Here is a 26,325-nt window from a genome sequence, read left to right as displayed (position 1 = left end):
GACAGCCTTGCGAGGCTCACCGAATGAAGCCGACCGAGCCACAGCCTTCCGGGCCCTTCGGGCCCTCCGACGCGCCTGACGCGCGCGCGGCGCGGAAGAATGGGTTCATGAGGCAGCCGAACACTCAGGCCGAGGTCCAGCACACGCAGCCCTCCGTGGGTTCCATCGCGGCGCACCGCCCGGACACCGTGGCCGCCACGGTCTCCGGCCTGGAGCCGGACATCGACTCCGACCTCGACGCGTACGAGGAGTCGGAGGAGTCCCAGGACGGCGGCGCCCGCCTCCCGCAGGGCCGCTTCCTGGACCGCGAACGCAGCTGGCTCGCGTTCAACGAACGCGTGCTCGAACTCGCCGAGGACCCGAGCACCCCCCTCCTGGAGCGGGCCAACTTCCTCGCGATCTTCGCCAGCAACCTCGACGAGTTCTTCATGGTCCGCGTCGCCGGCCTCAAGCGCCGCATCGCGACCGGCGTCGCCACCCGCTCCGCCTCCGGCCTCCAGCCCCGCGAGGTCCTGGACATGATCTGGGCCCGCTCCCGCGAGCTGATGGCCCGGCACGCCGCCTGCTTCCACGAGGACGTCGCCCCGGCCCTCGCCGAGGAGGGCATCCACCTGGTCCGCTGGAGCGAGCTGGCCGAGAAGGAGCAGGCCCGCCTGTTCACTCTCTTCCGGCACCGGATCTTCCCGGTCCTCACCCCCCTCGCGGTCGACCCGGCCCACCCCTTCCCGTACATCTCGGGCCTCTCCCTCAACCTCGCGGTCGTCGTCCGCAACCCCGTCACCGGCCACCGTCACTTCGCCCGCGTCAAGGTCCCCCCGCTGCTCTCCCGCTTCCTGGAGGCCTCCCCGGGCCGCTACGTCCCCGTCGAGGACGTCATCGCCGCCCACCTGGAGGAGCTGTTCCCGGGCATGGAGGTCCTGGAGCACCACACCTTCCGCCTCACCCGCAACGAGGACCTAGAGGTTGAGGAGGACGACGCGGAGAACCTGCTCCAGGCCCTGGAGAAGGAGCTGATGCGGCGCCGCCTGGGCCCGCCCGTCCGCCTGGAGGTCGAGGAATCCGTCGACCGCGAGGTCCTGGACCTCCTGGTGCGCGAGCTGAAGATCGGCGAGGCGGAGGTCTACCCGCTCCCCGGCCCCCTGGACCTCACCGGCCTCTTCCGCATCCACAGCATCGACCGGCCCGAGCTGAAGTACCCGAAGTTCGTCGCCGGCACCCACCGCGACCTGGCCGAGGTCGAGTCCGCGTCCGCGCCGGACATCTTCGCCGCCCTGCGCACCAAGGACGTCCTGCTCCACCACCCGTACGACTCCTTCTCCACCTCCGTGCAGGCGTTCCTGGAGCAGGCCGCCGCCGACCCGGACGTCCTCGCGATCAAGCAGACGCTGTACCGGACGTCCGGCGACTCCCCCATAGTCGACGCGCTCATCGAGGCGGCCGAGTCCGGCAAGCAGGTCCTCGTCCTGGTGGAGATCAAGGCCCGCTTCGACGAGTCCGCCAACATCAAGTGGGCCCGCAAGCTGGAGGAGTCCGGCTGCCACGTCGTCTACGGCCTGGTCGGCCTGAAGACCCACTGCAAGCTCTCCCTGGTCGTACGGCAGGAGGGCGAGACCCTGCGCCGCTACAGCCACGTCGGCACCGGCAACTACCACCCGAAGACGGCCCGCCTCTACGAGGACCTGGGCCTGCTCACCTCGGACCCGCAGGTCGGCGCGGACCTCTCCGACCTGTTCAACCGCCTCTCCGGCTACTCACGGCGCGAGACCTACCGCCGCCTCCTCGTCGCGCCCAAGTCGCTGCGCGACGGCCTCGTCTCCCGCATCCACAAGGAGATCCAGCACCACCGCGCCGGGCGCCCCGCCCACGTCCGCATCAAGGTCAACTCGATGGTGGACGAGGCCGTGGTCGACGCCTGCTACCGCGCCTCCCAGGCCGGTGTGCCGGTCGACGTGTGGGTGCGCGGCATCTGCGCGCTGCGCCCGGGCGTGCCGGGCCTGTCGGAGAACATCCGGGTCCGCTCCGTCCTCGGCCGCTTCCTGGAGCACTCGCGGGTCTTCGCCTTCGGCAACGGCGGTGAGCCCGAGGTGTGGCTCGGCAGCGCCGACATGATGCACCGCAACCTCGACCGCCGGATAGAGGCCCTGGTCCGGGTGACCGACCCGGCCCACCGGGCGGCCCTGAACCGGCTCCTCGAGAACGGCATGTCCGACGGCACCGCCTCCTGGCACCTCGGCCCGGACGGCGAGTGGACCCGGCACGCGACCGACGCGGACGGCCAGCCCCTGCGCAACATCCAGGAGATGCTCATAGACGCCCGGAGGCGCCGGCGTGGCACAGCGACACCTTGACCCGACGGACATTCCGACGGAAACCCCGACGGCCCCCCCGGCGTCCACCGGACCGCCGCACCAGCAACCGCACCCGCACCCGCACGCCGGTGCGGCCCCGCACGCCGCCGCAGGCACTGATGCAGGCACTGATGAAGTCACCGACGCGGGCACCGACGCCCTGGTGGCCTACCTACGCGCCCAGGCCACCGAGTTCCTGCGCGCACTGCGCCGCCACCGGGAGTCGGGGCCGGGCACGGGCACGGGCACGGGTACAGCCACGGGCGCCGGCACGACGGCAGGCGCGAACGGCGCCCTCGGCGACCCGCCCCGGGCGGCCCAGCCCACGGACGACGTGGACGCGGCCCGAGCCCTGCGCCGCGCGGCCCGCCGCATCAGCGGCACCCTGCACACCTTCCAGCCGCTGCTGGACGCCGGCTGGGCGGAGGAGATGCGCCCCGAGCTGGCCTGGCTGTCCGGCACGCTGGCCCTGGAGCACGCGTACGCGTCCCGTCTGGAGCGCCTGCTCCAGGCCCTGCACCGGCTCTCCGGTTCGACGGCGTTCCCGGCCCCGCGCCCGGTGGGCCGGGCCACAGCAACCGCCCCCACCACCGCCCTGCCCCCCACCGCACCCCACACCCACCCGGCGTCCGCGAACCGCGGCAACCTCACGGTGGGCGCGGCCAAGGCGGGCGCGCTGCTCGACCGGCAGCTGACCCTGGCCCGCACCCGGGCGCACTCCACCGCCCTCCAGGCCCTGGGCAGCAGCCGTTTCCACGCCGTCGCCGACAAGGTCGCCTTACTGGCCAGCGAAGTCCCCCTGAGCAGCGCCGGACGCAGGGCCGCTTCGGCCCTCACCCCGGCACCCGGCGCCACGACCGGCGCCGCGCCCGTAGACCTCCGCCCGCTGGCCACCGCCGCGCAGGAGCGCCTCACGGACGCCGTGGCCGCCCTCCCCCTGGTCACCGCGGGCAGTCCGTACAACGCCGAGGCGCTGGTCCACGGGCTCTCCCCGGACCCCGCCCCGCACCCCCAGGACTCCCCCTGGCACCAGGTCCGCCTGCTGCTCCGCCTGCACCGCTACGCCCTGGAGGCGCTGGCCGGCGCGGACCCCCGAACGGCCGGGACCGACGGGACTCCCGAGGACTCGGTGGACGTACGCCTCCTGGCCGCCGGTGAGGCCCTCGACCGGCACCGCGACGCCTCCGAGGCCGCCGCGGCCGCAGCCCAGGCCGCACGCACCCCGCGCATCGCCCCGGCCACGGCGTACGCGCTCGGCGTGCTCCACGCCGACCAGCGGCATGAGGTGGAGGCCGCGCGGTACGCGTTCCAGCACAGCTGGCGCAAGGAACCGATCAGGCTGCCGTAGAACGGCCGCAGGAACGACCGCAGGACGAAGGGAGGCATGCGCACCGTGAACCCCGCAGACGAAGACACCACGGTCCGCGCGGCCGGCTGCGTCCTGTGGCGCCCCGCGCCGCAGGCGACCCCCCACGGCCGGGAACTGTGCCTCGTGCACCGCCCGAAGTACGACGACTGGTCGCATCCGAAGGGCAAGCTCAAGCCGGGCGAGGACCCGCTCGCGGGCGCCCTGCGCGAGGTCGCGGAGGAGACGGGGTACGCCGCCGTGCCGGGCGCCGAGCTGACCGCCGTGCGCTACCTCGCGAACGGCCGCCCCAAGGAGGTCCGCTACTGGGCCGCGGCGGCCGGCACCGGCGCCTTCGCCCCCTCGGACGAGGTCGACCGCATCCTGTGGCTGGCCCCCGACGCGGCCCGCGCCCGCCTCACCCAGCCCCGGGACCGGGCCCTCGTCGACGAACTGCTCGCCACGCGCCTTCCCTGAGCGCCGGCCCTGAGCACCCAGCCCTGAGCACGCAGCCTGAGCACCCGGCGGGCCCCCGAGCGCCCCGGAACCGGCCCGTGTCCTTGACGTAAGCGTTCCGTGACCTCACCGCACCGTCCACAGGGGTTCACCCCGCGTTCATTTACGCCCTTCGGCGCCTTCATCTCATCTGCCTAATTTCGGCCTTACCACTCCTCGCACGCCGCCGAATTCAGGACGGCGGCTCCTGGAAGGAACTCCCTCAAGTGAAGCTTCAGCGCATGAACCGGCGGGCCCTCGCTCTCGGTGCTCTCGCCGTCTCCGGCGCCCTGGCCCTCACGGCGTGCGGCTCGGACGACACCGGCGGCAACAGCGGCAGCGACTCCAGCTCCGCCGCCGCCAACAGCAACATCAAGTGCGACGACGCCAAGGGCCAGCTCCAGGCCTCCGGCTCGTCCGCCCAGAAGAACGCCATCGACGCCTGGGTCAAGCAGTACGTCGCGGCCTGCAAGAACGTACAGATCAACTACAACCCGACCGGTTCCGGCGCGGGCATCACCGCCTTCACGCAGGGCCAGACCGCGTTCGCCGGTTCGGACTCCGCGCTGAAGCCGGACGAGATCGAGGCCTCGAAGAAGGTCTGCAAGGACGGCCAGGCCATCGACCTGCCGATGGTCGGCGGCCCGATCGCGGTCGGCTTCAACGTCCCCGGCGTCGACACGCTCGTCCTGGACGCGCCGACCATGGCGAAGATCTTCGACAGCAAGATCACCAACTGGAACGACGAGGCGATCAAGAAGCTCAACCCCGACGCCAAGCTGCCCGACCTGAAGATCCAGGCCTCCCACCGCTCGGACGAGTCCGGCACCACGGACAACTTCACCAAGTACCTGAAGGCCGCCGCGCCGGCCGACTGGAAGTACGAGGGCGGCAAGTCCTGGGAGGCCAAGGGCGGCCAGTCCGCGCAGGGCTCCTCCGGCCTGGCCGGCCTGGTGAAGCAGACCCCCGGCGCCATCTCGTACTTCGAGCTGTCCTACGCCAAGGACGGCATCAAGACCGTCGACGTCAAGACCGCGGCCGCCGAGCCGGTCAAGGCCACTGTCGAGAACGCCACCGCCGCCATCGGCGCGGCCAAGGTCGTCGGCACCGGCAAGGACCTCGCCCTGGAGCTGGACTACACCCCGGACGCCGACGGCGCCTACCCGCTGGTCCTGGTGACGTACGAGATCGCCTGCGACAAGGGCAACAAGGCGGACACCCTGCCCGCCACCAAGTCCTTCCTGAACTACATGGCCTCGGAGGACGGCCAGGGCCTGCTGGCGGACGCCGGCTACGCCCCGATGCCCACCGAGATCATCACCAAGGTCCGCGAGACCATCTCGGGCCTGAGCTGACCCGAGTGCGGTCCGGTCCTCACGCGGAGCCGACAGCGTCCCCTCCCGGGACCGACAGTGCCCGCCGGGGCCGGACCGCACCGTCCGGTGCACCGCCGCCAGGAGCCCTTGACCGGGGCTCCGCCCGAGCCGCCGACCACGGCGGCTCCGCAGACCGGAGAACCCGATGGACATAACAACGGACACCCAGAAGCCAGCCCCCTCCCCCACACCCCAGCCGCCCGCCGCCAAGGGCACGCGCGCGGGCCGCGGCGTCACCCGCCCCGGCGACCGGATCTTCGTCGGGCTCTCCCGCGGGTCCGGCATCCTCGTGCTGGTCATCATGGCCGCCATCGCGGCCTTCCTCACCTACCGCGCCGTCCTCGCCATCGGCGACGACGAGGCGAACTTCTTCACCAGTTTCGAATGGAACCCGACCGGCAGCCCGCCGGAGTTCGGCATCGCGGTCCTGGCCTACGGCACCGTCGTGTCGTCGATCATCGCCATGGCCATCGCCGTCCCGGTCTCGGTCGGCATCGCGCTGTTCATCACGCACTACGCCCCGCGCAAGCTCGGCGGCCTGATCGGCTACGTGATCGACCTGCTCGCCGCCGTGCCCTCGATCGTCTACGGCCTGTGGGGCGCGCTCGTCCTGGTGCCGCACCTGAACGGCCTCTACGGCTGGCTCGACGAGTACCTCGGCTGGACCGGGATCTTCGAGTGGAACGGCGGTGCGGGACGCTCGCTGCTCACCGTGGGCATCCTGCTGGCGATCATGATCCTGCCGATCATCACCAACGTCAGCCGTGAGGTCTTCCGGCAGGTCCCGCGCATGCACGAGGAGGCCGCCCTGGCCCTCGGCGCCACGCGCTGGGAGGTCATCCGGATGTCGGTGCTGCCCTTCGGCCGCTCCGGCGTCATCTCCGCCTCGATGCTCGGCCTCGGGCGCGCGCTCGGCGAGACGATGGCCGTGGCCATGGTGCTCTCCCCGACCTTCGACATCACCCCGAGCCTGCTCGACCCGGGCGGCGGCACCTTCGCCCAGAACATCGCCAGCAAGTTCAACGAGGCCACCCAGATGGGCCGCGACGCCCTGATCGCCTCCGGTCTGGTCCTGTTCGTCATCACCCTGCTGGTCAACGGCGGCGCCCGCATGATCATCGCCCGCCGCAAGGAGTACTCGGGGGCCAACGCATGAGCCACGCAACCCTGACCCCCGCCCCCAAGAACCGCAGCTCCCTGCGCGCCGCCACCCTGCCCAAGTGGTTCCCCTGGGCGGTCGCGGCCGGCTCGGTCCTCCTCGGCCTCGGCATCAGCGCCGCCGCCGGGCTGAACAGCAGCATCCAGTGGGCCCTGATCGCCGCGGTCCTCTTCGTCGCCGGTTCGTACGGCATCTCGGCCCGCGTCGAGGGCGGCCGGCAGGCCAAGGACCGGGTCGCGACCAGCATGGTCTGGGTCGCCTTCCTGCTGGCCCTGATCCCGCTGCTCTCGCTGATCTGGGAGACCGTGAAGCAGGGCGTGAAGGTCCTCGACGGCTACTTCCTGACCCACTCGATGGGCGTGGTCGGCGACAGCGAGCCCGGCGGCGGCATCTACCACGCCATCCTCGGCACCCTGGAGCAGGTCGGCCTCGCCACGCTGTTCTCGGTGCCGGTCGGCGTGCTCACCGCGATCTACCTGGTCGAGTACGGCAGCGGCCGGCTCGCCAAGGCCGTCACCTTCTTCGTGGACGTCATGACGGGCATCCCGTCCATCGTCGCGGGTCTGTTCGTGCTCAGCCTGTGGGTGCTGATCCTGGACATGGGCCCCTCCGGCGTGGCCGGCTCCTTCGCCCTGTGCATCCTGATGATCCCCGTGGTCGTCCGCTCCACCGAGGAGATGCTCAAGCTCGTCCCGAACGAGCTGCGCGAGGCCTCCCTCGCCCTGGGCGTGCCGAAGTGGCGCACGATCATCAAGGTGGTCCTGCCGACCTCGATCGGCGGCATCGTCACCGGCGTCATGCTGGCCGTCGCCCGCATCACCGGCGAGACGGCCCCCGTGCTGCTGCTGGTCTGGGGCACCGACTTCATCAACGCGAATCCCTTCCAGGACCCGCAGGAGTCGCTGCCGATGTACATCTACCTGCAGTACGGCGCGGGCTCCGACGCGGCCTACGACCGTGCCTGGGCGGCGGCCCTGACGCTGATCGCCTTCATCATGATCCTCAACCTCGCGGCCCGCGGCATCGCCCGCTGGAAGGCCCCGAAGACGGGTCGCTGACGCGACCGACGCAGAACAGTCAGCGACTCGGACCGAAAGAAGCAGTGATACCCATGGCCAAGCGCATAGATGTCAGCGGCCTCAACGCCTACTACAGCTCCTTCCTGGCCATCGAGGACATCTCGATGACCGTCGAGCCCCGCTCCGTGACGGCCTTCATCGGCCCCTCCGGCTGCGGCAAGTCCACCTTCCTGCGCACCCTCAACCGCATGCACGAGGTCACCCCGGGCGGCCGCGTCGACGGCAAGGTGATGCTCGACGACGAGAACCTCTACGGCGCGGGCATCGACCCGGTGGCCGTGCGCCGCGAGGTCGGCATGGTGTTCCAGCGCCCGAACCCGTTCCCCACGATGTCGGTGTACGACAACGTGGCGGCGGGCCTGCGCCTGAACGGCAAGTACAAGAAGTCCCAGCTGGACGACGTCGTCGAGAAGTCGCTGCGGGGCGCCAACCTCTGGAACGAGGTCAAGGACCGCCTGAACAAGCCGGGCTCCGGGCTCTCCGGCGGCCAGCAGCAGCGCCTGTGCATCGCCCGGGCCATCGCGGTCGAGCCGAACGTCCTGCTCATGGACGAGCCCTGCTCCGCCCTCGACCCGATCTCCACCCTGGCGATCGAGGACCTGATCGGCGAGCTGAAGGAGCGCTTCACGATCGTCATCGTGACGCACAACATGCAGCAGGCGGCGCGCGTCTCGGACCGTACGGCGTTCTTCAACCTGGCGGCGGTCGGCCAGCCCGGCAAGCTGATCGAGATCGACGAGACGGAGCGCATCTTCTCCAACCCGTCGGTCCAGGCCACGGAGGACTACATCTCCGGCCGCTTCGGCTAGACCGGCCCCGCCCCACCGAACCCCTCGCGGTGCTGCATGGCGGTGCCACCGCGAGGAGCACAAGGGCCCGCCCCCGGATTCCGGGGGCGGGCCCTCTCACTTCCCGCGCGGCGACTCACGACTGGCCACTCGCAACTCGCGGCTCGCTAGAGAACCGCCAGATCCACGATCCAGAACGACACCGCGGCCACCACCGCGGCGGCGGGCATCGTGATGAACCACCCCATGATGATGTTCTTCGCGACCCCCCACCGCACGGCGTTGACCCGCTTCGTCGCTCCCACACCCATGATCGCCGAGGTGATCACGTGCGTCGTGGAGATCGGCGCGTGGAAGATGAACGCCGACCCGAACATGATCGAGGCGCCCGTCGTCTCCGCGGCGAATCCCTGCGGCGGATCCAGTTCGATGATCTTCCGGCCGAGCGTCCGCATGATCCGCCAGCCACCCGCGTACGTCCCCGCGGACAGCATCAGCGCGCAGGCGAGCTTCACCCACACCGGGATCGGGTCGCCGTAGTCCTCGACGTCGGCGATGACCAGTGCCATCACGACGATGCCCATCGTCTTCTGCGCGTCCTGCAGGCCGTGCCCCAGCGCCATGCCCGCCGCCGACACGGTCTGCGCGATGCGGAAGCCGCGCTTCGCCTTGTGCGGATTGGCCCGCCGGAAGATCCACATGATCGCGGTCATCACCAGGTAACCGGCGAGCAGGCCGACCACGGGCGACACGAACATGGGGATGACGATCTTGTCGACGACCCCGTGCCAGTACACGGTCGTGCTTCCGGCCAGCGCCGCGCCGACCATGCCGCCGAACAGCGCGTGCGACGAGGACGAGGGAAGGCCGAAGTACCAGGTGATGAGGTTCCAGACGATGGCTCCCACGAGCGCCGCGAAGAGGATCCCCATCCCCTTCGAACCCTCGGGGGTCTGGATCACCCCCTCACTGACGGTCTTGGCGACGCCGGACCCCATGAACGCGCCGGCCAGGTTCATCACCGCGGCCATAGCGAGCGCTGCGCGGGGCGTCAGCGCACGCGTCGACACGGAGGTGGCGATCGCGTTGGCCGAATCGTGGAAACCGTTGGTGTAGGTGAAGAAGAGCGCGACCCCGATGGTCACGACCAGAGCAAAGGTGTCCATGAACGGCTCAGGACTCCTTGACGGCGATGGTCTCCACCGTGTTCGCCACGTGCTCGAACGCGTCGGCCGCTTCCTCCAGCACGTCCACGATCTGCTTCAGCTTCAGCACCTCGATGGCCTCGTACTTGCCGTTGAAGAGGTGGGCGAGCAGCTTGCGGTGGATCTGGTCGGCCTGGTTCTCCAGCCGGTTGACCTCGATCCAGTACTCGGTGAGGTTGTCCATGGTGCGCAGGTTCGGCATGGCCTCGGCGGTCAGCTCGGCGGCCCGCGCCAGCACCTCGATCTGCTGCTCGACACCCTTGGGCAGTTCCTCGATGTTGTAGAGGACGACCAGGTCGACGGCCTCCTCCATGAAGTCCATGATGTCGTCGAGGGAGGAGGCGAGGTTGTAGATGTCCTCGCGGTCGAAGGGCGTGATGAACGAGGAGTTCAACTGGTGGAAGATCGCGTGCGTGGCGTCGTCACCCGCGTGTTCGGCGGCCCGCATACGCTCTGCGATCTCGGCCCGGGCGGATGCGTCCGCCCCGAGCAGTTCCATCAGGAGCTTGGAGCCCGTGACGATGTTGTCCGCGGAGGCGGCGAACATGTCGTAGAAGCTCGTCTCCCTGGGGGTCAGACGAAAGCGCACGTGGGGTCCTCGGGGTGCATCGGTTTCGGTCAGGCTGATGCTAGGCGCATCATCCGGCCACTGCTATCGGCCGTCCACCAGTGTCGCCCATCAGGCAGAGTGATGAGCAGGGGGGCGACGTCGGCCGCTCCGGCAAGTGCCCCCTACCCGGGAAAGTTCGTTACCATATACCCACCAGGGGTATATGTCCGTTATTGGAGGACGCGATGACGACCACCGAGGCCGGCGCGGGTGCGCCCTCCCCCGCCGTGGACCAGGCCGTGAACCAGACGGTGCACCAGGCGGAGACGGACGGCACGGACATCGTGACCGACCACGACCGCGGCGTGCACGGGTACCACAAGCAGAAGGACGAGCACCTCAAACGCCTGCGCCGCATCGAGGGCCAGATCCGCGGCCTGCAGCGGATGGTCGACGAGGACGTCTACTGCATCGACATACTGACCCAGGTCTCCGCCTCCACGAAGGCCCTGCAGTCCTTCGCGCTGCAACTGCTGGAGGAGCACCTGCGGCACTGCGTCGCCGACGCGGCCCTCAAGGGCGGCACCGAGATCGACGCGAAGGTGGAAGAGGCGACGAAGGCCATCGGCAGGCTACTGCGCACGTGAGCGCTCCTCGGCCACGCGCAGCACCTCGTCGATGCTCTCCAGGCTGAGCCGCTCCCGGGCGGCCGACGCCGCGATGATCAGCTCGCCGCACAGCTCGATCTCGGCGAGGGCCACGTGGTCCTGAACCGCCGTACCGCCGACCGGAGCCACACGCGTCACCTCGTCTCTGCCGTCACCGACTTCCTAGAGTAGGGAGCGGCCTACGCACCGCGCATGGCACGGAAGGGCTAGTTCTTGCCGTCCACGCCCCGCTCGCCCGGTTCGGCGGCGATCTTGCCGGCGTAGATGTCCTGGTCCTCGGGCAACCGTACGCGCACGGCGGCGCCGAAATCGTAGAGCAGCGTCGTCGAGGCGACGTCCACGATGCCGGTGCCGTCCTCCTGCCCGTTGGCGAAGCTGAAGCGGTGCCGGACCTTGCGGATACGGCCCTCGTCGTCGAGGTAGGCGTCGAACGGCACCTCGGCGGTGGCGAACCCCTCGGCCGCCGCGGCCAGCGCCTTCCTGTTGCCCTCCGAGGCACCGCGCGCCGCCCGCGCGAGATCGGCGGTCCCCCGGTAGTGCCGCACCTCGGTCCCGGCCAGCTCGGTGCGTCCCACGAACGTCGCCGTCCGCGTCCCCCGCAGCACCTCGGCGGCGGCGAACGGATCCGTCGCCCCGCCGGTCACCAGGTTCCCGTCGGACAGCGAGTCGGTCTCCACCCGCACCCACTTGTCGTCGGGGACACCGGCACCCCGGTTCTTCATGAAAAGGGCACCCGGAGCGAGCAGTTCGGTGATCGGCCGGTGCTCACTCGCCCCCGCCGGGTCCTGGGGCAGCCGCACCTTCAGCTGCCCGAGCCGCTCCTCGAAGTCGTACACGCCCTCACCCCGGATGGTCACCCGCGTCCCGCCGCTGGCCATCTGCATCGCGGTGCGCGCCTTGGCGCTCCCGGCGGCCACCAGCCGGTCGGCGGCCCGGTGCAGCACGGCGACCGGATCGCCGCCGCCCGCTCCCTGGACCGTGGCCTCCTGCCCGGAACCGGAACACCCGGCAACGGCCAGACAGACGCAGACCGCACCGCCGGCGAGGGCGAGGCCGCCGCCCGACCTCCCACTCCGCAGCTCCCGCTCGCGCTCCCGCTCCCGCTCCCACTCCCGCCCGACCATCGCCACCTGCTATCCCAAGCCGTACGCCCGTTCCGGACCCCCTGCCGTCCCGCTTAACGAGGGGCAGGCGACCCCGGTAACGTTGTGGGCGTGGCGCAGCAGGACGGTCTCGAAGCCCCCGGGGACGCCCCGGAACACCTCACGACAACGGTCGAACAAGGCCCCTTCTGCCTGGCCCGCTGCACCTGCGGCTGGCGCGGCCCGGCCCGAAGAGCCAGAAGCCAGGCCCGCACGGACGCCAAGACCCACACCCCCACGTAGCCCCCACGCATGGCTGCGGGCAATCGCGCCTCCCCCCACCCCCACGACGCCCCCAACGCCGTACACCTGTCCACCCACCCGCCCCGGGAACCCGTACCCCCGCACCCCCGTCTCCCTCCACGACCCCCCACGGGACGCGGAGGCGACATGCACCGGCGCACATTCCTGGCCACCACCACGGCCGCCGCCCTGGCGGCAACGACAGCCGCCTGCACGGGCAAGGACGGGCCCCCCGGCACCGATTCCAAAGGCACCGCAACCGGCACCCGCACCGCACTCACCTCCGCCGGCAGCACCACCCCCGCCCCCAAGGCCCCCGCCACCTGGACCGCCCTCGCCAAGTCCCTGGACGGCCCGCTGATCCGCCCCGGCGACCCCACCTGGAAGACGGCCCACCAGCTCTACAACACCCGCTTCGACACCCTGGAACCCACCGCCGTCGCCTACGCCGCCCACCCCGACGACATCCGCACCGCCCTCTCCTACGCCCGCGCCCACCACATCCCCGTCGCGATCCGCAACGGCGGCCACTCCTACGCCGGCTGGTCCTCCGGCGACGGCCGTCTGATCGTCGACGTCTCGAAACTCAACCGCGTCCGCGCCTCCGCCGGCGAGGCGGTCGTCGGCGCCGGAGCCAAACTGATCGACGTCTACCGCGCCCTCGCCGCGAAGGGCGTGACGGTCCCGGCCGGCTCCTGTCCCACCGTCGGCATCTCCGGCCTCACCCTCGGCGGCGGCCACGGCGTCGTCTCCCGCGCCTACGGCCTGACCTGCGACAGCCTCACCCGGGCCACCCTGATCACGGCCGACGGCAAGGAGATCACCGCCGACGCGACAGGCGAGCACAAGGACCTCTTCTGGGCCCTGCGCGGCGCGGGCAACGGCAACTTCGGCATCGTCACGGAGTTCCACTTCCGCACCCACCCGGCGCCCAGAGCCGTATCGGCGTTCATGACCTGGCCATGGCGGAAGGCGGCCGCGGTCGTCCGCGCCTGGCAGGAGTGGGGCCCGGACCAGCCCGACGAGATCTGGTCCTCCCTCCACCTGGCCGCCGCCCCCGGCCACACCCCCACCCTGTCGGTCTCAGCCTTCTCCCTCGGCACCTACGGCGAACTCCAGAACGCCGTCGACCGCCTCGCCGACCGCATCGGCGCCTCCGCGAGCCACGTCTCCCTCAAGCGCCGTACGTACGAGGAGTCGATGGAGATGTACGCGGGCTGCTCGTCCTTCTCGACCGACGCCCGCTGCCACCTCCCGGGCTCGGCGCCCGGCCACTCCCCGCAGGGCTCGCTGGGCCGCGAGACGTACGCCGCCCGCTCGGACTTCTACGACCGCTCGATCCCGCCCGCCGGCATCGAGGCCCTGCTCGCGCAGCTCCCGCGGGTGCGCGGCGGCGCCGGCAGCATCGCGTTCACGGCGCTCGGCGGGGCGGTGAACCGCGTCTCCCCGACGGCCACCGCGTTCGTGCACCGGCGCTCCCGGATGCTGGCCCAGTACCTTGTCTCGTGGCGGTCGGGCACGAGCGGAAGGGCGCCGCGGTCCTGGCTGGATTCCGCCTACGGCTCGATGCGGCCGTACGCCTCGGGCGCCGCCTACCAGAACTACACGGATCCGGATCTGACGGACTGGCGGAAGGCCTACTACGCAGACGCGGCCCCGCGCCTGGCGCGTCTGAAGCACCAGTACGACCCGGACCGCGTCTTCACCTTCCCCCAGGCACTGTGAGCGTCAGGCGGCGAGGTCCCGCTCGCCCGACGCCTCGGAGGCACTCCCCTTGCGTGCCCCGGGAATCACGGCACCGCGCCCGGCGGCACCGGCCCGCCCCCGCGCGCTGACCAGCCACCCCACCCGGGGCGAACGCTCGACGGCCCGGGTCAGCGGCGTCAGCAGGGCCATCGCCACCGGCGACAGCAGCAGCGCGACGGCCGTGCCGAGGGCGAAGCCGCCCACGACGTCGGTCGGGTAGTGGACACCCATGTAGACCCGGGCGAAGCCGCCGAACAGCGCCAGCACGATCGCGGCGATCCCGAACTTCCGGTTGGCGACGAACAGACCGACCGCCAGGGCCATGCAGAGCGTGGCGTGGTCGCTCACGAACGAGAAGTCGTTCTTCCCCTCCACCAGCACTTCGAGGCCCTCATGGGACTTGAAGGGGCGGGGCCGCTCCACGAAACCCCGTATCGGCACGTTGACCAGCACCGCGACCCCGGCCGCGAGCGGCGCCCACACCAGGGCCGCCACGTTCGGCGCCGCGTCCTCGCCGCCGCGGCGCCGCACACCCCACCAGCACCACAGCACCAGCAGCACGATCGCGAACAGCAGTCCGTACTCACCGACGAACTCCATGACCCGGTCGAACCAGTGCGGCGCGTCCTTGGCCAGGCCGTTGATGTCGTAGAGCAGCTCGACGTCGGGGTTCGACCCGGATTCGGCGAGTCCAGCCATGGTGCTGCGGCCCCTTCGTCATGTCCTCCGGCGCGCCGAACGCACGCCTCTTCTGCCACCCCCGTGGTCAGCTGTACGTCAACAGGAACGCACGGTCCCCGTTGATACGTTCCACACTCCACTGAATGATCACGCAGACGTTATCGAAGAGAGACACGTCGTCGCAGCTCAGGGCAGGGTTTCACGTTGGGTTCACACCCTCCCATTCACACCGTGGTGGGCAGCGCTTTCGCGCCATCCTCGGTCACCCGGGTGGCCCCGAAGTAGTCGGGGGTGTCGATCGGGTCGAACCGGATCACGGCCCCCGTCCGCGGCGCGTCGATCATGTACCCACCGCCCACGTAGATCCCCACGTGCCGGATGGCCCGCGAGTTGGTGAGGTCGTCCGAGAAGAACACCAGGTCCCCCGGCAGCAGTTCGTCCCGTCCCGGATGGGGCCCCGCGTTGTACTGGTCGTTGGCGACCCGCGGCAGCGTGATCCCCACACTCTCGTACGCCGCCTTGGTCAGCCCCGAACAGTCGAACCGCCCACCCTGGTCGGCGGTCCCGTTCCCACCCCACAGATACGGCGTCCCCAGCTTCTTCTGCGCGTAGGCGATGGCCCCGGCGGCCTGCTCGGACGGGTCGACCCGGGTGGTGGGCGCGGCGAAGCTCTTCTCCAGCGTGGTGATGGTCTTGACGTAGTTCCTGGTCTCCTCGTACGGCGGCACACCCTGATACCTGATCACCGCGTCGGGACCCGCGTTGTAGGAGGCCAGCATGTTCTCGGTCGGATTGCCGGGCACGCTCTTCACGTAGGAGGCGAGGGAACAGTCGTACGAAGCGGCCGACGGAATCGCGTCCTCGGGATCCCACACGTCCCGGTCGCCGTCCCCGTCGCCGTCGACCCCGTGCACGGCCCACGTGCCGGGAATGAACTGCGCTATCCCCTGCGCCGCCGCCGCGCTCCGGGCCTTCGGGTCGAACCCGCTCTCCTGGTACAACTGGGCGGCGAGCAGCGCGGGGTTGATGGCCGGGCAGAGATTGCCCCACTTCTGCACGATCGGCTGGTACACCGCGGGCACGCTCCCCTTGGCGAGCTTCTTGGCCTCGCCGCCCGCACCGCCGGCCAGGTTCCCGGCGACGAGGTAGACACCCACGACGAGCAGCATCACGAAGCCCATCCCCAGGGCGACCGCGACACCGGCACCGACCCACATCTTGCGCATGCCCCAACCATCCCCCATGGACACGCCGTTCAGTGCCGTTTCCCGGCCATGTCGCGCGGGTCAGCTTTTGCGCCAAGTACTGACACCGCATCAGGGCCTAACGACCGAACCGCACCACAGGTTTCGCTTACGCATCGTTGCCAGCCATGCCCCGCCGTGATACACAGAGTGACGATACGACCACCAGAAGCCGTCAAGGAGCCGACTGACCAGCCGGCGCCGGACGGTGACAAGCTGTTCGCACGAAACCCGCCAAACAATGACGCCAAGGCGACATGCGACGGCGTCATCGTCGGCGACAATGAGGCTTGACCTCTGCATGTCCGCAGAGGGCGCGGAACTACCCAACAGGGGCGGTGACTTACATGCTCTTTGCGGCCGACGAGGGAGACATCAACACCATCATCGGGGGGATCGCTCCGGACTGGGGCCCCTTCGGCAGCCTGGGCAACGAGGCCAAGGTGATGATCGAGGTGGTCATGGCCGTGGCCATCCTGCTCTGCCTCGGCATCGCCATCTGGGGCGCCGCCAAGCAGCGCATCGGTGCCACCGCACTCCGGGACACCTTCAGCGCGGAGCAGGGCAAGGGCCTGATCATCGCGGGCCTGACGGGCGTGTTCATCATCGGCTCGCTCGGCACGCTCTTCACCATCGTGTACGGGATGGCCGTGTAGCCCGGCAGACATCCGTTCCTCCCCCTCCATCCCACCCGCCCGTCGTGCCAACCGGCTGAGGTTGCGTTTCCCTGATGTCGAGTCATAACACCGCGCCCGAGCGGGACCCAGCACGGCTACCGTCGTACGTACACGGCCGACCCGACGTCGAGGGGGCGTACGCGGCATGAGTCTCGGAGACGATCACCAGTCGTCCGGCGATTACGGCGGCGCCGGTCAGACGCGGCTCCGGCTGCCCGAGGACGAGGGCGGCCCCCGACGCGGCGGCCGCTCCTCCTCGCGCAGCCTGGTCACCGTGGTCGGCGTCGTCGTCCTCCTCATCGCCGCGATCGCCTTCGCGAACCGTGGAGGAAGCGATTCCGCATCCGGGGAGGACGGAGACGGAGACAAGCCGAAGACCTCGGCGACGGCGCCTTCGGGAACACGTCCGGTCCAGTCGGGCTTCGCCCACGACGCGCAGGGAGCACAGAGCGCGGCGGCGAACTACGCGGTGGCACTGGGTTCTGACGGGATGTTCGACAAGGCGAAGCGGGACGCCATCCTGCAGTCCATCATCGTTCCCGACAGAGTGGCAGACTTCGAGGCCACCCTGGACAAGGCATACAGCCCAGAGTTCAACCAGAATGTCGGCCTCAACAAGGACGGCTCGACACCCAAGGGCTACACCTTCGTGTCTCGCACGAGCCCGATCGGCACCAAGGTCACCGAGAGCGCAGCCGACAGCACGACCGTCGAGGTCTGGTGCAGCGGCCTTCTCGGCCTCGCGGGTCGGAACTCCACGTCCCCAGTCACGAGCAGCTGGTTCACCATCACCATGCAGCTTACGTGGGTCAATGATGACTGGAAGATCGTGACGCACTCGCAGAAGGACGGCCCCGCGCCAATTCCCGGCGACGACAAGGCATCCACCGCGGACGAGATGGCCAAGGCCGTCCAGGAGTACGGAGGGTTCACGTATGCGCGCTAACCGCCGCGTATTCGAACTGACCGGCGTCGTCGCGGCCGTGCAGACAGCGGCCTTCCTCTTCGCCACCCGCACTTTCGCCGCCCCTACTCCGACGCCCTCGCCGAGCGATGACCCCTGCGACCTGATCCACGGCCCCGCCAAGGACTACTGCGAACGAGGCGAAGGCGGTGGGTCCGGTGGTGGTGGGGCCCCCGACACGCTCCCCTCCACCCTCGACCCCCTCTCCTCCCTCGCCAAGGGCTGTGCCGACGCTGCCGCCTGGACCGTCGACACGCTCAGCGACGCCGTCAAGAACACCGCCGACGTCGACTTCACGAACAACACGTTCCTCAAGCAGTACGCCGTCGTCTTCGCGGCGTCCGCGTTCCTGACCCTGATCCTCTGGCTGCTCGCGGTGGCCAAGCGTGCCGTCCGCGGCGTCCCGCTCACCACCGCGCTCTCCGAGGCCGTCGGGTTCCTCTGGCTCACCGTCCTGGCGTCGGCCTTCACACCGCTGATCCTGTACACGGTCGTGTCGGCCACCGACGCCGTCACCGACGTCCTCGCCAAGGGCACCGGCGACCAGACGGACACCTTCTTCGGCACGTTCTCCCAGGCGCTGCAGCAGGGCAACGACATAGGCGGCGGCCCGATCATGCTGATCCTGGTGTCGTTCGTGTCGATCGTCGCCGCGGGCGTCCTCTACCTGGAGCTGTACCTGCGCGCCGTCCTGCTCTACGTCGGCGCCCTGCTCGGTGTCGTCGTCTACGCCGGCCTGGTCGACAAGAACCTGTGGGGCCACGTCCGCCGCTGGGCCGGCATCATGATCGCCGTGATCATGGTCAAGCCGGTGATCGTCATCGTGCTGGGCCTCGCCGGCGCGCTGACCACGGAGGACGGGCCCGACTCCGTGGCCGCCATCGTGTCCGGCCTCGCCATCATCCTGCTCGCGATCTTCGCCTCGGCGATGATCTACCGCTTCGTCCCCGGCTTCGGCGACGAGATCGCCAACGGCCGCAACAACCGCATCATGCAGGGTGCCGAGGGCAAGGCCGCGGCCGTGATCAGCTCCCCGGCGAACCTGGTCGCACAGGGCATCAGAACCCACAGCGGCCGCGGCGGCGGTGACGGCGGCGGACAGTCCTCGTCCGCCGCGCCCGCCCGCCCCTCGAACCCCGCCTCCGGCGGAGTCGCCGCGCACAGCTCTCGCCCCTCGAACGGCGGCGGCGGAAGTGTCCCCTCCGCCGCACCCGCACCGCGCTCCGGCAGCCCGGTGAACACACCGCACGCCAGCAACACCCGCAACAGCAAGAGCACAGGAGGTGACGGGCGTTGACGACCGAGTCCCAGGTGTCCCATACGGTCACGCCCCGCCGTACGTATCTGATCGGCCGCGCCCGGCCGAACGCGATCGTCGGCCGCAATCGCGAGACCGGTGAGATCGCGCTGATCGTCGCGGGCGCGTTCCTCGGCATGATGTGCGGGCTCCTCGTCCCCGTCCTGTCCCTGCGCATCGTGCTGCTCTGCGGCTTCCCGATGCTCGCGCTGGCGGCGGTCTACGTGCCGTACAACCACCGCACGTTCTACCGGTGGTTCGAGATCAACCGCAGCTACAAGCGCACCCTCCGCAGGGGCACCACGTACCGCTCCGGCGCCATCGAGGCCGGTACCAGGATCGACGGCCGCGAGATCGAGATCGGCCCGCCGCCCGGCATCGGCCGCATCTCCTGGCTGGCGGCGCCCTTCGGGCCCGACGAGATCGCCGTACTGCTGCACGCCGACCGCAAGACCGTGACGGCCGCCATCGAGATCGAGGGGCCCGGCGTCGGCCTGCGCGACTCCGAGGACCAGGAAGCCCTCGTCGACCGCTTCGGCACCCTGCTCAAGCACGTGGCCAACGGCGACGGCTTCGTCACCCGCATCCAGATGCTCGCCCGCACCCTCCCGGCCGACCCCGACGCGCACGCCAAGGACGTCTTCCAGCGCGGCGACGAGAAGTCGGCGCCGTGGCTGCGGCAGTCGTACGAGCAGCTCCAGTCGATGGTGTCCACCAGCAGCGAGCAGCACCGCGCCTATCTCATCGCCTGCATGCACTACAACCGCGAGCTGGCCGCCGAGGCGCACACCATGGCCCGCGCCGCCCGCCCGCACACCGGGCGCAAGCTGGACCGGGACGCCGGGCTCGCGGTCGTCATGGCGCGCGAGCTGACCGACATCTGCTCCCGCCTCCAGGAAGCCGACATCCGCGTACGCCAGCCGCTGGGCCAGGGCCGGCTCGCCTCCCTCGTCCACGCCATGTACGACCCGGACCACCCGATCGACCACATCCAGGCGATGACCAAGCGCAACGCCTGGCCGGCCGAGCTGGACGCCATGGAGCCCACCTACCTCCAGGCCAAGACCCGCGAGTCCGCCACCCGCGCGCCCTGGTGCCACGCCACCGCCTGGATCAAGGAGTGGCCGATGACCCCGGTGGGCGTCAACTTCCTGGCCCCCCTCCTCGTCCACACCCCGGACGTGATCCGCACCGTCGCCGTCACGATGGACCTCGAACCCACCGAGGTCGCCATCGAGCGCATGCTGACCGAGAAGACCAACGACGACGCCGAGGCGTCCCGCGCCGCCAAGATGAACCGGACCGTGGACCCCCGCGACATCGCCGCCCACGGCCGTCTCGACCAGCGCGGCGAGGACCTCGCCAGCGGCGCGGCCGGCGTCAACCTGGTCGGCTACATCACCGTCTCCTCCCGCACCCCCGAGGCCCTGGCCCGCGACAAGCGGACGATAAGGGCGTCGGCCGGAAAGTCGTACCTGAAACTGGAGTGGTGCGACCGTGAGCACCATCGCGCCTTCGTGAACACTCTTCCGTTCGCCACCGGCATCCGAAGGTAGGGGCTGAGCCTGATGCGGGACCCGCTGACCGTCCTCACCGACGCCTTCACGTCCTTCCTGTTCGGGAAGGTGGAGACGACCCGCCTCCCCGTCCGCACGTCCACCGGCCAGGCCCAGGCGGTCTACCTGCCCACGGCCGCCCCCGGCCTCGGCGACTCCGGCGTGATCATCGGCCGCGAGGTCTACTCCGGCAAGGGCTACATCTACGACCCCTTCCAGCTGTACGGCCAGCAGCTCCCCGCCCCGCACTGGCTGGTGCTCGGGGAGTCGGGAAACGGCAAGTCGGCCCTGGAGAAGACGTACGTCCTGCGCCAGCTCCGCTTCCGCGACCGCCAGGTCGTCGTCCTGGACGCCCAGGGCGAGGACGGCGTCGGCGAGTGGAACCTCATCGCCGAGGAGCTGGGCATAACTCCCATCCGCCTCGACCCGATGGCCGCCCTGGACCACGGCATCCGGCTCAACCCCCTCGACCCGGCGATCACCACGACGGGCCAGCTGGCGCTGCTCCGGACGATCATCGAGGTCGCCATGGGCCACGGCCTGGACGAGCGCTCCGGCTTCGCCCTCAAGGTCGCGCACGCCTACGTCAACGAGACCATCGTCGAACGCCAGCCGGTCCTCACCGACATCGTCGAGCGGCTCCGCCACCCCGAGCCGGAGTCCGCCGAGGCGATGAACGTCGCCATAGACGACGTACGGGCCTGGGGCCTGGACGTGGCGCTGGTCCTCGACCGGCTCGTCGACGGCGACCTGCGCGGCATGTTCGACGGCCCGACGACCGTCGGCATCGACCTCGACGCCCCGCTGATCGTCTTCGACCTGTCCCACATCGACCGCAACTCCATCGCGATGCCCATCCTCATGGCCATCGTGGGCGTCTGGCTGGAGCACACCTGGATCCGCCCCGACCGGAAGAAGCGCATCTTCCTGGTCGAGGAGGCCTGGCACATCATCAACAGCCCGTTCGTGGCGCAGCTGTTCCAGCGGCTGCTGAAGTTCGGGCGCCGGCTCGGTCTGTCGTTCGTGGCGGTGGTCCACCACCTGTCCGACGTCGTCGACGGGGCCGCCGCCAGAGAGGCCGCGGCCATCCTCAAGATGGCCTCCACCCGCACCATCTACGCCCAGAAGGCCGACGAGGCCCGGGCCACCGGACGCGTCCTCGGCCTGCCCCGCTGGGCGGTGGAGATCATCCCCTCCCTCACCCCCGGCATCGCGGTCTGGGACGTCAACGGCAACGTCCAGGTGGTCAAACACCTGATCACCGAGACCGAACGCCCCCTGGTCTTCACCGACCGCGCGATGACCGAGTCCTCCGCCGACCACCTGACCGACGACGCCCTGCGCGCCGCGGAGCTGGAGGCGGAGGAGCGGGCGGCGGCGTTCATGGAGCAGCACATCGGCGACTCGTCCGAATCGACGGTGGCGTAGGAACAGCAGGGCAGCAGGGCAGCAGGACAGTGGGACGAGGAGAGGCACCGGACGCATGAGACCGGACGACCGCCGCGATCAGCGGCCGGCCCAGGGCGGCATCCCCGACGGCCTGCTGGTCGGCATACTGGCCTTCATCCTCGGCATGACCCTGCTGGTGTGGACCGCGACCGGCCTGTCCGCCCTGTTCGCCCACGGCTCCTGGCCCGACGGCGTCAGCTTCACCGGCACCCCGCAGGCCATGCGCCAACTGATCGCCGAGCCCCACGACATCCCGGGCGCGTGGCCGGACGCCCCCGAGACGGCACTCTCCGGGTACGGGCTGTTCTGGGGGCTGTTCATCGGGCAGCTGATGGTGCTGGTGGTGCTCGCGGTGTTCGTGATGGGCACGGTGGCACGGTGGCGCGCGGTACGACAACGACGGCGCGAGGTGCCGCCATCAGTGCCGGCACCGGTGGCGCAGGAGACGCCCGTCCGGGAGACCCCGCTCCCTGACGTGCCGGTGCACGAGGTACCCACCCCGAGGGCGCCGCAGCAGGACGACCCCGTGACTCCACACACTCCGGCCCAGGTGACCGACCACCCCTCAGCCTCTCTGCTCAAGGGCGAACGGGTGGGTGGGTGGGAAGCCAACCGCGCCGAAGGCGCGGTGCACTACGGCCCCAAGGCCAGCCGCCACGAGACCGCGACCGGCGCCCTGCGGGACGCGGAAGGCGCCGCCCTCGTCATCACCTCCAACCCCGCCCTGTGGTCGGAGACCAAAGACGCCCGCGCCAAACTCGGCCCCACCCACCTCTACGACCCGAACCACCTCTGCGACACCCCCGCCCGCCTCCACTGGTCCCCCACCGCGGGCTGCGAGGACAGACAGACGGCCACCGCCAGAGCCGCCGCCCTGCTCACCCCCGTCCGCCCCACCGCCCGCCTCGACCAGGCGGTCGGCGACACGGCCGAACTGCTGCTGCGCTGCTACCTCCACGCCGCCGCCATCGACGGCCGCACCATCCGCCACGTCCACCGCTGGTCACAGGGCCTCCAGGTGCAGGACGCCGTCCGCATCCTGCGCACCCACCCCAAGGCCGCCCCCGGCTCCGCGGGAGAACTCGAAGGATCCCTCACCGCCCACCCCGAGCGCCGGGACATGGCCCAGCAGCTCACCGCCCGGGCCCTCGCCGCGCTCTCCACGGTCAATATCCGCGAGGCATGCACTCCCAACCGAACTGATGCCCTCGCCTTGGATTCCTTCATCCACGAACAGGGCACCCTTTATGTGGTGGGTGAATCCATTGAGGACCCCCGCACGAGCCCGGGCGCGATGCCGCTGCTGACGGCGCTCGTCTCCAGCGTGGTCGAGCGCGGCCGGCGCATGGCCGAACGGTCATCCTCCGGTCGCCTCGACCCACCAATGACGCTCGTCCTGGACGACGTCGCGGCCGTCGCCCCGCTGCCCCAGCTCCCGGAGCTGCTGGCCACCGGCACGGACATCGGCATGCCGACCCTGGCCCTGCTCCGCTCCCGCGAACAGGCCCGCGCCCGCTGGCCCCACGACGAACTGCCCGTCTGACGGAAGGACGCCGGACCCGGTCAGCGCTCGAGCACGTACTCCAACTCGTGGTCCCCGGGCCCGCCCTCCAGCGGCACCGTCCGCCCGCTCGGCGCGAACCCCGCCTTCCGGTAGGCCCCCTGTGCCCGCCCGTTGTCGGGATGCACGATGAGCCGCATCCTCTCGACGCCGTTCGCCCACGCCCATTCGAGACCGGCGTCGAACAGCGCCTTGGTCAGCCCGCTCCCCCGCCACTCGGGCCGTACGAACACCCCGACGACATGTCCCTGCCGCCGCTCCACCGGGAACCCGGCCCAGTCCGTCGTCCCGGCCTCCTCCACGAACACGCTCAGCGTGCCGAGCCACAGCCCGCCGGGCCCCACGGCAACGAGCTGCTGCGCCCCGGTGGCCCCCTCGGCGCCTCCGGCCGCCCGCTCCTGCCAGAAGGAGTCCGGCCGCACGGCGGCTTCCTCGTACGTGTCCAGGTACGCGAGATCCGCGACCGGGTCCCGCAGCGCGCGCAGCCTCAGCTCCTTCACCGCACGCCACTCGTCGGCGCGTATGGAACGGATCACGTAGTCACCGGGGACCGAGGCAGTCATGCCGGCCACCGTAATACCCGGGTACTACGCCCCTCATCTCATATACGGCCCCCGGACGGACGCCCGTGGCGCTCGTACCCCCGACCATGGTCGGATGGAGCCCGTGAAGCCGGTACCGGAAGACCGAGCCGCCGAACCCGTCACCGACCACGTCCAGCGCGTCAACCGACGGATCCGCGCCTTCGACCACCGCCATCCGCTCCTGTGGGACCTCACACTCACCGGCTTCTGGGTCCTGGCCGCCCTGATCGACGGGACCGGCGACGGCTGGCGCAGCGTCGCCCACGACCCCGACGTCCCCGTCGTCCTCGTCGTCGTGCTCAGCCTCGCCCTCTCCGTCCCCGTCGTGTGGCGCCGCAGCCACCCCCGGGGCGCCCTCCTCCTCACGCTGCCCGCGGCACTGGTGAGCGCATGGTCGGGCGCCGCCCTCCAGGCCGCCCTGCTCCAACTCCTCCTCGTCCACCACATCGCCCTGCGCCTGCCGCTGCGCAACCTCTGGTGGGCGGTGGCCGTGGTGACCGCGCCGACCTGTGTCTCGGTCGCCCGCTACGGGGACAGCACGAGCTCCTGGAACCAGCAGCTCGGCTCGCAGCTCGTCGCCGTCGGCGTGGCCGCTCTCATCGGCATCACCGTGCGCACCCGGCGCGGCTACACCGAAGCCCTGGAGGACCGTGCCCGCCGCCTGGAGACCGAACGCGACCAGCAGGTCCGGCTCGCCGCCGCCGCCGAACGCGCCCGCATAGCCAGGGAGATGCACGACATCATCGGCCACAACCTCTCCGTCATCACGGGCCTCGCCGACGGCGGCCGCTACGCCGCCGCCAAGTCCCCGGACCGCGCCGCCCAGGCCCTCGACGCCATCGGCACCACCAGCCGACAGGCGCTGGGCGAACTCCGCCGCCTCCTGGACGTCCTGCGCGACGACGCCCAGGACGGCGCGGCACCCGAACTGGCCCCACAGCCGGCCCTCACCGACCTCGACCGCCTTCTGGACGGCGTCCGCCGGGCCGGGCTGCCCGTCCACAAGACCGTCAAAGGCGAGCCCACCCTCCCCGAGGGCCGCCAGCTGACCCTCTACCGCGTCATCCAGGAAGCTCTCACCAACACCCTCAAGCACGCCGGCCCCGACGCGACCGCCCACATCGACCTCTCCTACGGGACGGACGGCGCCGCCACCCTCACCGTCACCGACACGGGCCGGGCGACTCCGCCCCAGTCCCCCGCCCCGACCGGCGGCCGCGGCCTGCCGGGGATGCGCGAGCGCACGTCCCTGTACGGGGGCACACTTGAGGCCGGTCCACGCCCGGCACCCGAGCGGGGCTGGCGCGTCCACCTGCACCTACCGGAGGAATCCCCGCAGTGACCACCGTCCTCATCGCCGACGACCAGCCCCTCCAGCGCTTCGGCTTCCGCATGCTTCTGGAGAGCCAGGACGACATGACGGTCGTGGGCGAGGCGGCCAACGGCGCCGAAGCGACCCGGATGGCCGCCGAACTCCGCCCCGACGTCGTCCTCATGGACGTCCGCATGCCCGGCCTGGACGGCATCGAGGCGACCCGCCGCATCGTCGCGGACGGCGGCCGCAGCCGCGTCCTCATCCTCACCACCTTCGACCTGGACGAGTACGCCTACTCAGGCCTGCGCGCCGGCGCCTCCGGCTTCCTGGTCAAGGACGCCCAGCCGGAGGAACTCCTCTCCGGCATCCGCGCGGTGGCCACGGGCGACGCGGTGGTCGCCCCGAGCCTGACCCGCCGCCTGCTCGACGCGTACGTCCACCACCTGCCGGCCACCAGCCCACCGGACCACGCGCCCGGATCCCCCGATCCGCGCCTGACCCCACTGACCGAACGCGAAACCGAAATCCTGCGCGTCATGGGCCAGGGCTGGACCAACACGGAGATAGCCGAGCGCCTCCACCTCGCCGAGTCCACGGTGAAGACACACGTGGGCCGCATCCTGGCAAAGACGGGATCGAGGGACCGCGTCCAGGCGGTCATCCTGGCCTATGAAACAAAGCTGGTGGGCTAGAAACCGGGGGTAAAACGGGGTAAAACGCAGAAAACCCCGCACCGTTCCCGGTGCGGGGTCTCCCAGCAATAATTGTTCGGCGGCGTCCTACTCTCCCACAGGGTCCCCCCTGCAGTACCATCGGCGCTGTAAGGCTTAGCTTCCGGGTTCGAAATGTAACC

The 26,325-nt window shown here is 70.6% G+C and carries 25 protein-coding genes and 1 rRNA gene; 18 read left to right on the top strand and 8 right to left on the bottom strand.

All coding sequences use genetic code 11. The features are described from left to right. The first annotated feature begins 107 nt into the window (after nucleotides 1-107). The 7 genes from ACH4D3_RS36200 to pstB all read left to right on the top strand — a co-directional run bounded on the left by ACH4D3_RS36200 (nucleotide 108) and on the right by pstB (nucleotide 8,611). Nucleotides 108-2,348: an RNA degradosome polyphosphate kinase gene (locus ACH4D3_RS36200; RefSeq protein ID WP_398331474.1), complete on the top strand. Its 2,241-nt coding sequence runs from the start codon at nucleotides 108-110 to the stop codon at nucleotides 2,346-2,348. Between the two features lie 163 nt (nucleotides 2,349-2,511). Further along, entirely contained in the window at nucleotides 2,512-3,696 is a 1,185-nt protein-coding gene (locus ACH4D3_RS36195) for a CHAD domain-containing protein (protein WP_398331725.1), read from the top strand. Nucleotides 3,697-3,732: 36 nt separating this feature from the next. Beyond that, nucleotides 3,733-4,170: an NUDIX hydrolase gene (locus ACH4D3_RS36190; protein ID WP_398331471.1), complete on the top strand. Its 438-nt coding sequence runs from the start codon at nucleotides 3,733-3,735 to the stop codon at nucleotides 4,168-4,170. Between the two features lie 245 nt (nucleotides 4,171-4,415). Further along, nucleotides 4,416-5,543: a phosphate ABC transporter substrate-binding protein PstS gene (gene pstS / locus ACH4D3_RS36185; protein WP_398331468.1), complete on the top strand. Its 1,128-nt coding sequence runs from the start codon at nucleotides 4,416-4,418 to the stop codon at nucleotides 5,541-5,543. A gap of 166 nt (nucleotides 5,544-5,709) precedes the next feature. Further along, complete coding sequence (gene pstC, locus ACH4D3_RS36180; RefSeq protein WP_398331465.1) at nucleotides 5,710-6,720, top strand: phosphate ABC transporter permease subunit PstC; 1,011 nt, start codon at nucleotides 5,710-5,712, stop codon at nucleotides 6,718-6,720. After that, nucleotides 6,717-7,781 (top strand): phosphate ABC transporter permease PstA, encoded by a 1,065-nt coding sequence (pstA, locus tag ACH4D3_RS36175; RefSeq protein WP_398331462.1) that lies wholly within the window; start codon nucleotides 6,717-6,719, stop codon nucleotides 7,779-7,781. The genes pstC and pstA overlap by 4 nt, the downstream gene beginning before the upstream one ends. Nucleotides 7,782-7,834: 53 nt before the next feature. After that, on the top strand, nucleotides 7,835-8,611 hold the full coding sequence (pstB, locus tag ACH4D3_RS36170; protein WP_328658193.1) for a phosphate ABC transporter ATP-binding protein PstB: 777 nt from the start codon (nucleotides 7,835-7,837) through the stop codon (nucleotides 8,609-8,611). Nucleotides 8,612-8,757: 146 nt separating this feature from the next. Here pstB and pitH read toward each other — a convergent pair whose 3' ends face one another. Both pitH and ACH4D3_RS36160 read right to left on the bottom strand, forming a co-directional pair. Next, nucleotides 8,758-9,756, bottom strand: coding sequence for a low-affinity phosphate transporter PitH (pitH, locus tag ACH4D3_RS36165; protein ID WP_398331459.1), 999 nt, complete (start codon nucleotides 9,754-9,756; stop codon nucleotides 8,758-8,760). A 7-nt stretch (nucleotides 9,757-9,763) separates the two neighbouring features. Then, nucleotides 9,764-10,384 carry a DUF47 domain-containing protein gene (locus ACH4D3_RS36160; protein ID WP_030403626.1) on the bottom strand — a complete coding sequence of 207 codons (621 nt, stop codon included), beginning with the start codon at nucleotides 10,382-10,384 and terminating at the stop codon, nucleotides 9,764-9,766. A gap of 206 nt (nucleotides 10,385-10,590) precedes the next feature. Between ACH4D3_RS36160 and ACH4D3_RS36155 the strand changes: the two genes are divergently transcribed. Beyond that, nucleotides 10,591-10,992, top strand: coding sequence for a metal-sensitive transcriptional regulator (locus ACH4D3_RS36155; protein WP_398331456.1), 402 nt, complete (start codon nucleotides 10,591-10,593; stop codon nucleotides 10,990-10,992). Here the strand turns inward: ACH4D3_RS36155 and ACH4D3_RS36150 are convergent. Both ACH4D3_RS36150 and ACH4D3_RS36145 read right to left on the bottom strand, forming a co-directional pair. Next, a complete protein-coding gene (locus ACH4D3_RS36150) occupies nucleotides 10,978-11,142 on the bottom strand; it encodes a hypothetical protein (RefSeq protein ID WP_007451049.1) in 165 nt (54 codons plus the stop codon). The genes ACH4D3_RS36155 and ACH4D3_RS36150 overlap by 15 nt on opposite strands. Before the next feature lie 77 nt (nucleotides 11,143-11,219). Continuing rightward, nucleotides 11,220-12,137: a hypothetical protein gene (locus ACH4D3_RS36145; protein ID WP_398331722.1), complete on the bottom strand. Its 918-nt coding sequence runs from the start codon at nucleotides 12,135-12,137 to the stop codon at nucleotides 11,220-11,222. 90 nt (nucleotides 12,138-12,227) lie between these two features. Here ACH4D3_RS36145 and ACH4D3_RS36140 point away from each other — a divergent pair, with 90 nt between their 5' ends. Further along, nucleotides 12,228-12,398, top strand: a complete 171-nt coding sequence (locus tag ACH4D3_RS36140; RefSeq protein ID WP_398331454.1) for a hypothetical protein — start codon at nucleotides 12,228-12,230, stop codon at nucleotides 12,396-12,398. Nucleotides 12,399-12,545: 147 nt separating this feature from the next. Further along, nucleotides 12,546-14,123, top strand: a complete 1,578-nt coding sequence (locus ACH4D3_RS36135) for an FAD-binding oxidoreductase (RefSeq protein ID WP_398331451.1) — start codon at nucleotides 12,546-12,548, stop codon at nucleotides 14,121-14,123. A gap of 3 nt (nucleotides 14,124-14,126) precedes the next feature. Here the strand turns inward: ACH4D3_RS36135 and ACH4D3_RS36130 are convergent, their stop codons facing one another. Both ACH4D3_RS36130 and tgdA read right to left on the bottom strand, forming a co-directional pair. Further along, entirely contained in the window at nucleotides 14,127-14,843 is a 717-nt protein-coding gene (locus ACH4D3_RS36130) for a phosphatase PAP2 family protein (protein WP_398331448.1), read from the bottom strand. Between the two features lie 206 nt (nucleotides 14,844-15,049). Continuing rightward, complete coding sequence (gene tgdA / locus ACH4D3_RS36125) at nucleotides 15,050-16,069, bottom strand: transglycosylase TgdA (protein WP_398331445.1); 1,020 nt, start codon at nucleotides 16,067-16,069, stop codon at nucleotides 15,050-15,052. A gap of 347 nt (nucleotides 16,070-16,416) precedes the next feature. Here tgdA and ACH4D3_RS36120 point away from each other — a divergent pair, with 347 nt between their 5' ends. From ACH4D3_RS36120 to ACH4D3_RS36095, 6 genes are all read left to right on the top strand, one after another. Next, nucleotides 16,417-16,725, top strand: coding sequence for a hypothetical protein (locus tag ACH4D3_RS36120; protein WP_019526682.1), 309 nt, complete (start codon nucleotides 16,417-16,419; stop codon nucleotides 16,723-16,725). A 166-nt stretch (nucleotides 16,726-16,891) separates the two neighbouring features. Next, nucleotides 16,892-17,692, top strand: coding sequence for a hypothetical protein (locus ACH4D3_RS36115; protein WP_398331442.1), 801 nt, complete (start codon nucleotides 16,892-16,894; stop codon nucleotides 17,690-17,692). Then, complete coding sequence (locus ACH4D3_RS36110) at nucleotides 17,682-19,007, top strand: hypothetical protein (protein ID WP_398331439.1); 1,326 nt, start codon at nucleotides 17,682-17,684, stop codon at nucleotides 19,005-19,007. Before ACH4D3_RS36115 ends, ACH4D3_RS36110 begins: the two co-directional genes overlap by 11 nt. Continuing rightward, entirely contained in the window at nucleotides 19,004-20,563 is a 1,560-nt protein-coding gene (locus ACH4D3_RS36105) for an SCO6880 family protein (RefSeq protein ID WP_398331436.1), read from the top strand. Before ACH4D3_RS36110 ends, ACH4D3_RS36105 begins: the two co-directional genes overlap by 4 nt. A 12-nt stretch (nucleotides 20,564-20,575) precedes the next feature. After that, a complete protein-coding gene (locus ACH4D3_RS36100) occupies nucleotides 20,576-21,991 on the top strand; it encodes an ATP-binding protein (protein WP_003974843.1) in 1,416 nt (471 codons plus the stop codon). Between the two features lie 55 nt (nucleotides 21,992-22,046). Beyond that, nucleotides 22,047-23,555, top strand: coding sequence for a type IV secretory system conjugative DNA transfer family protein (locus ACH4D3_RS36095; protein ID WP_398331433.1), 1,509 nt, complete (start codon nucleotides 22,047-22,049; stop codon nucleotides 23,553-23,555). A gap of 20 nt (nucleotides 23,556-23,575) precedes the next feature. Here ACH4D3_RS36095 and ACH4D3_RS36090 read toward each other — a convergent pair whose 3' ends face one another. Beyond that, complete coding sequence (locus tag ACH4D3_RS36090) at nucleotides 23,576-24,136, bottom strand: GNAT family N-acetyltransferase (protein ID WP_398331430.1); 561 nt, start codon at nucleotides 24,134-24,136, stop codon at nucleotides 23,576-23,578. Nucleotides 24,137-24,230: 94 nt separating this feature from the next. On the opposite strand from ACH4D3_RS36090, the gene ACH4D3_RS36085 reads away from it, so the two are divergent. Together ACH4D3_RS36085 and ACH4D3_RS36080 are read left to right on the top strand one after the other, a co-directional pair. Beyond that, a complete protein-coding gene (locus tag ACH4D3_RS36085) occupies nucleotides 24,231-25,499 on the top strand; it encodes a sensor histidine kinase (RefSeq protein ID WP_398331427.1) in 1,269 nt (422 codons plus the stop codon). Then, nucleotides 25,496-26,164, top strand: a complete 669-nt coding sequence (locus ACH4D3_RS36080) for a response regulator (RefSeq protein WP_398331424.1) — start codon at nucleotides 25,496-25,498, stop codon at nucleotides 26,162-26,164. Before ACH4D3_RS36085 ends, ACH4D3_RS36080 begins: the two co-directional genes overlap by 4 nt. Nucleotides 26,165-26,238: 74 nt before the next feature. Here ACH4D3_RS36080 and rrf read toward each other — a convergent pair. Further along, nucleotides 26,239-26,325, bottom strand: a 5S ribosomal RNA gene (gene rrf, locus ACH4D3_RS36075); the annotation flags it as partial.

This window comes from Streptomyces sp. NPDC018026 (assembly GCF_044327745.1).
Classification (GTDB): domain Bacteria; phylum Actinomycetota; class Actinomycetes; order Streptomycetales; family Streptomycetaceae; genus Streptomyces; species Streptomyces rubrogriseus.
Note: the sequence above shows the minus strand (reverse complement) of the source record. Positions and strands in the feature narration are given on the sequence as shown.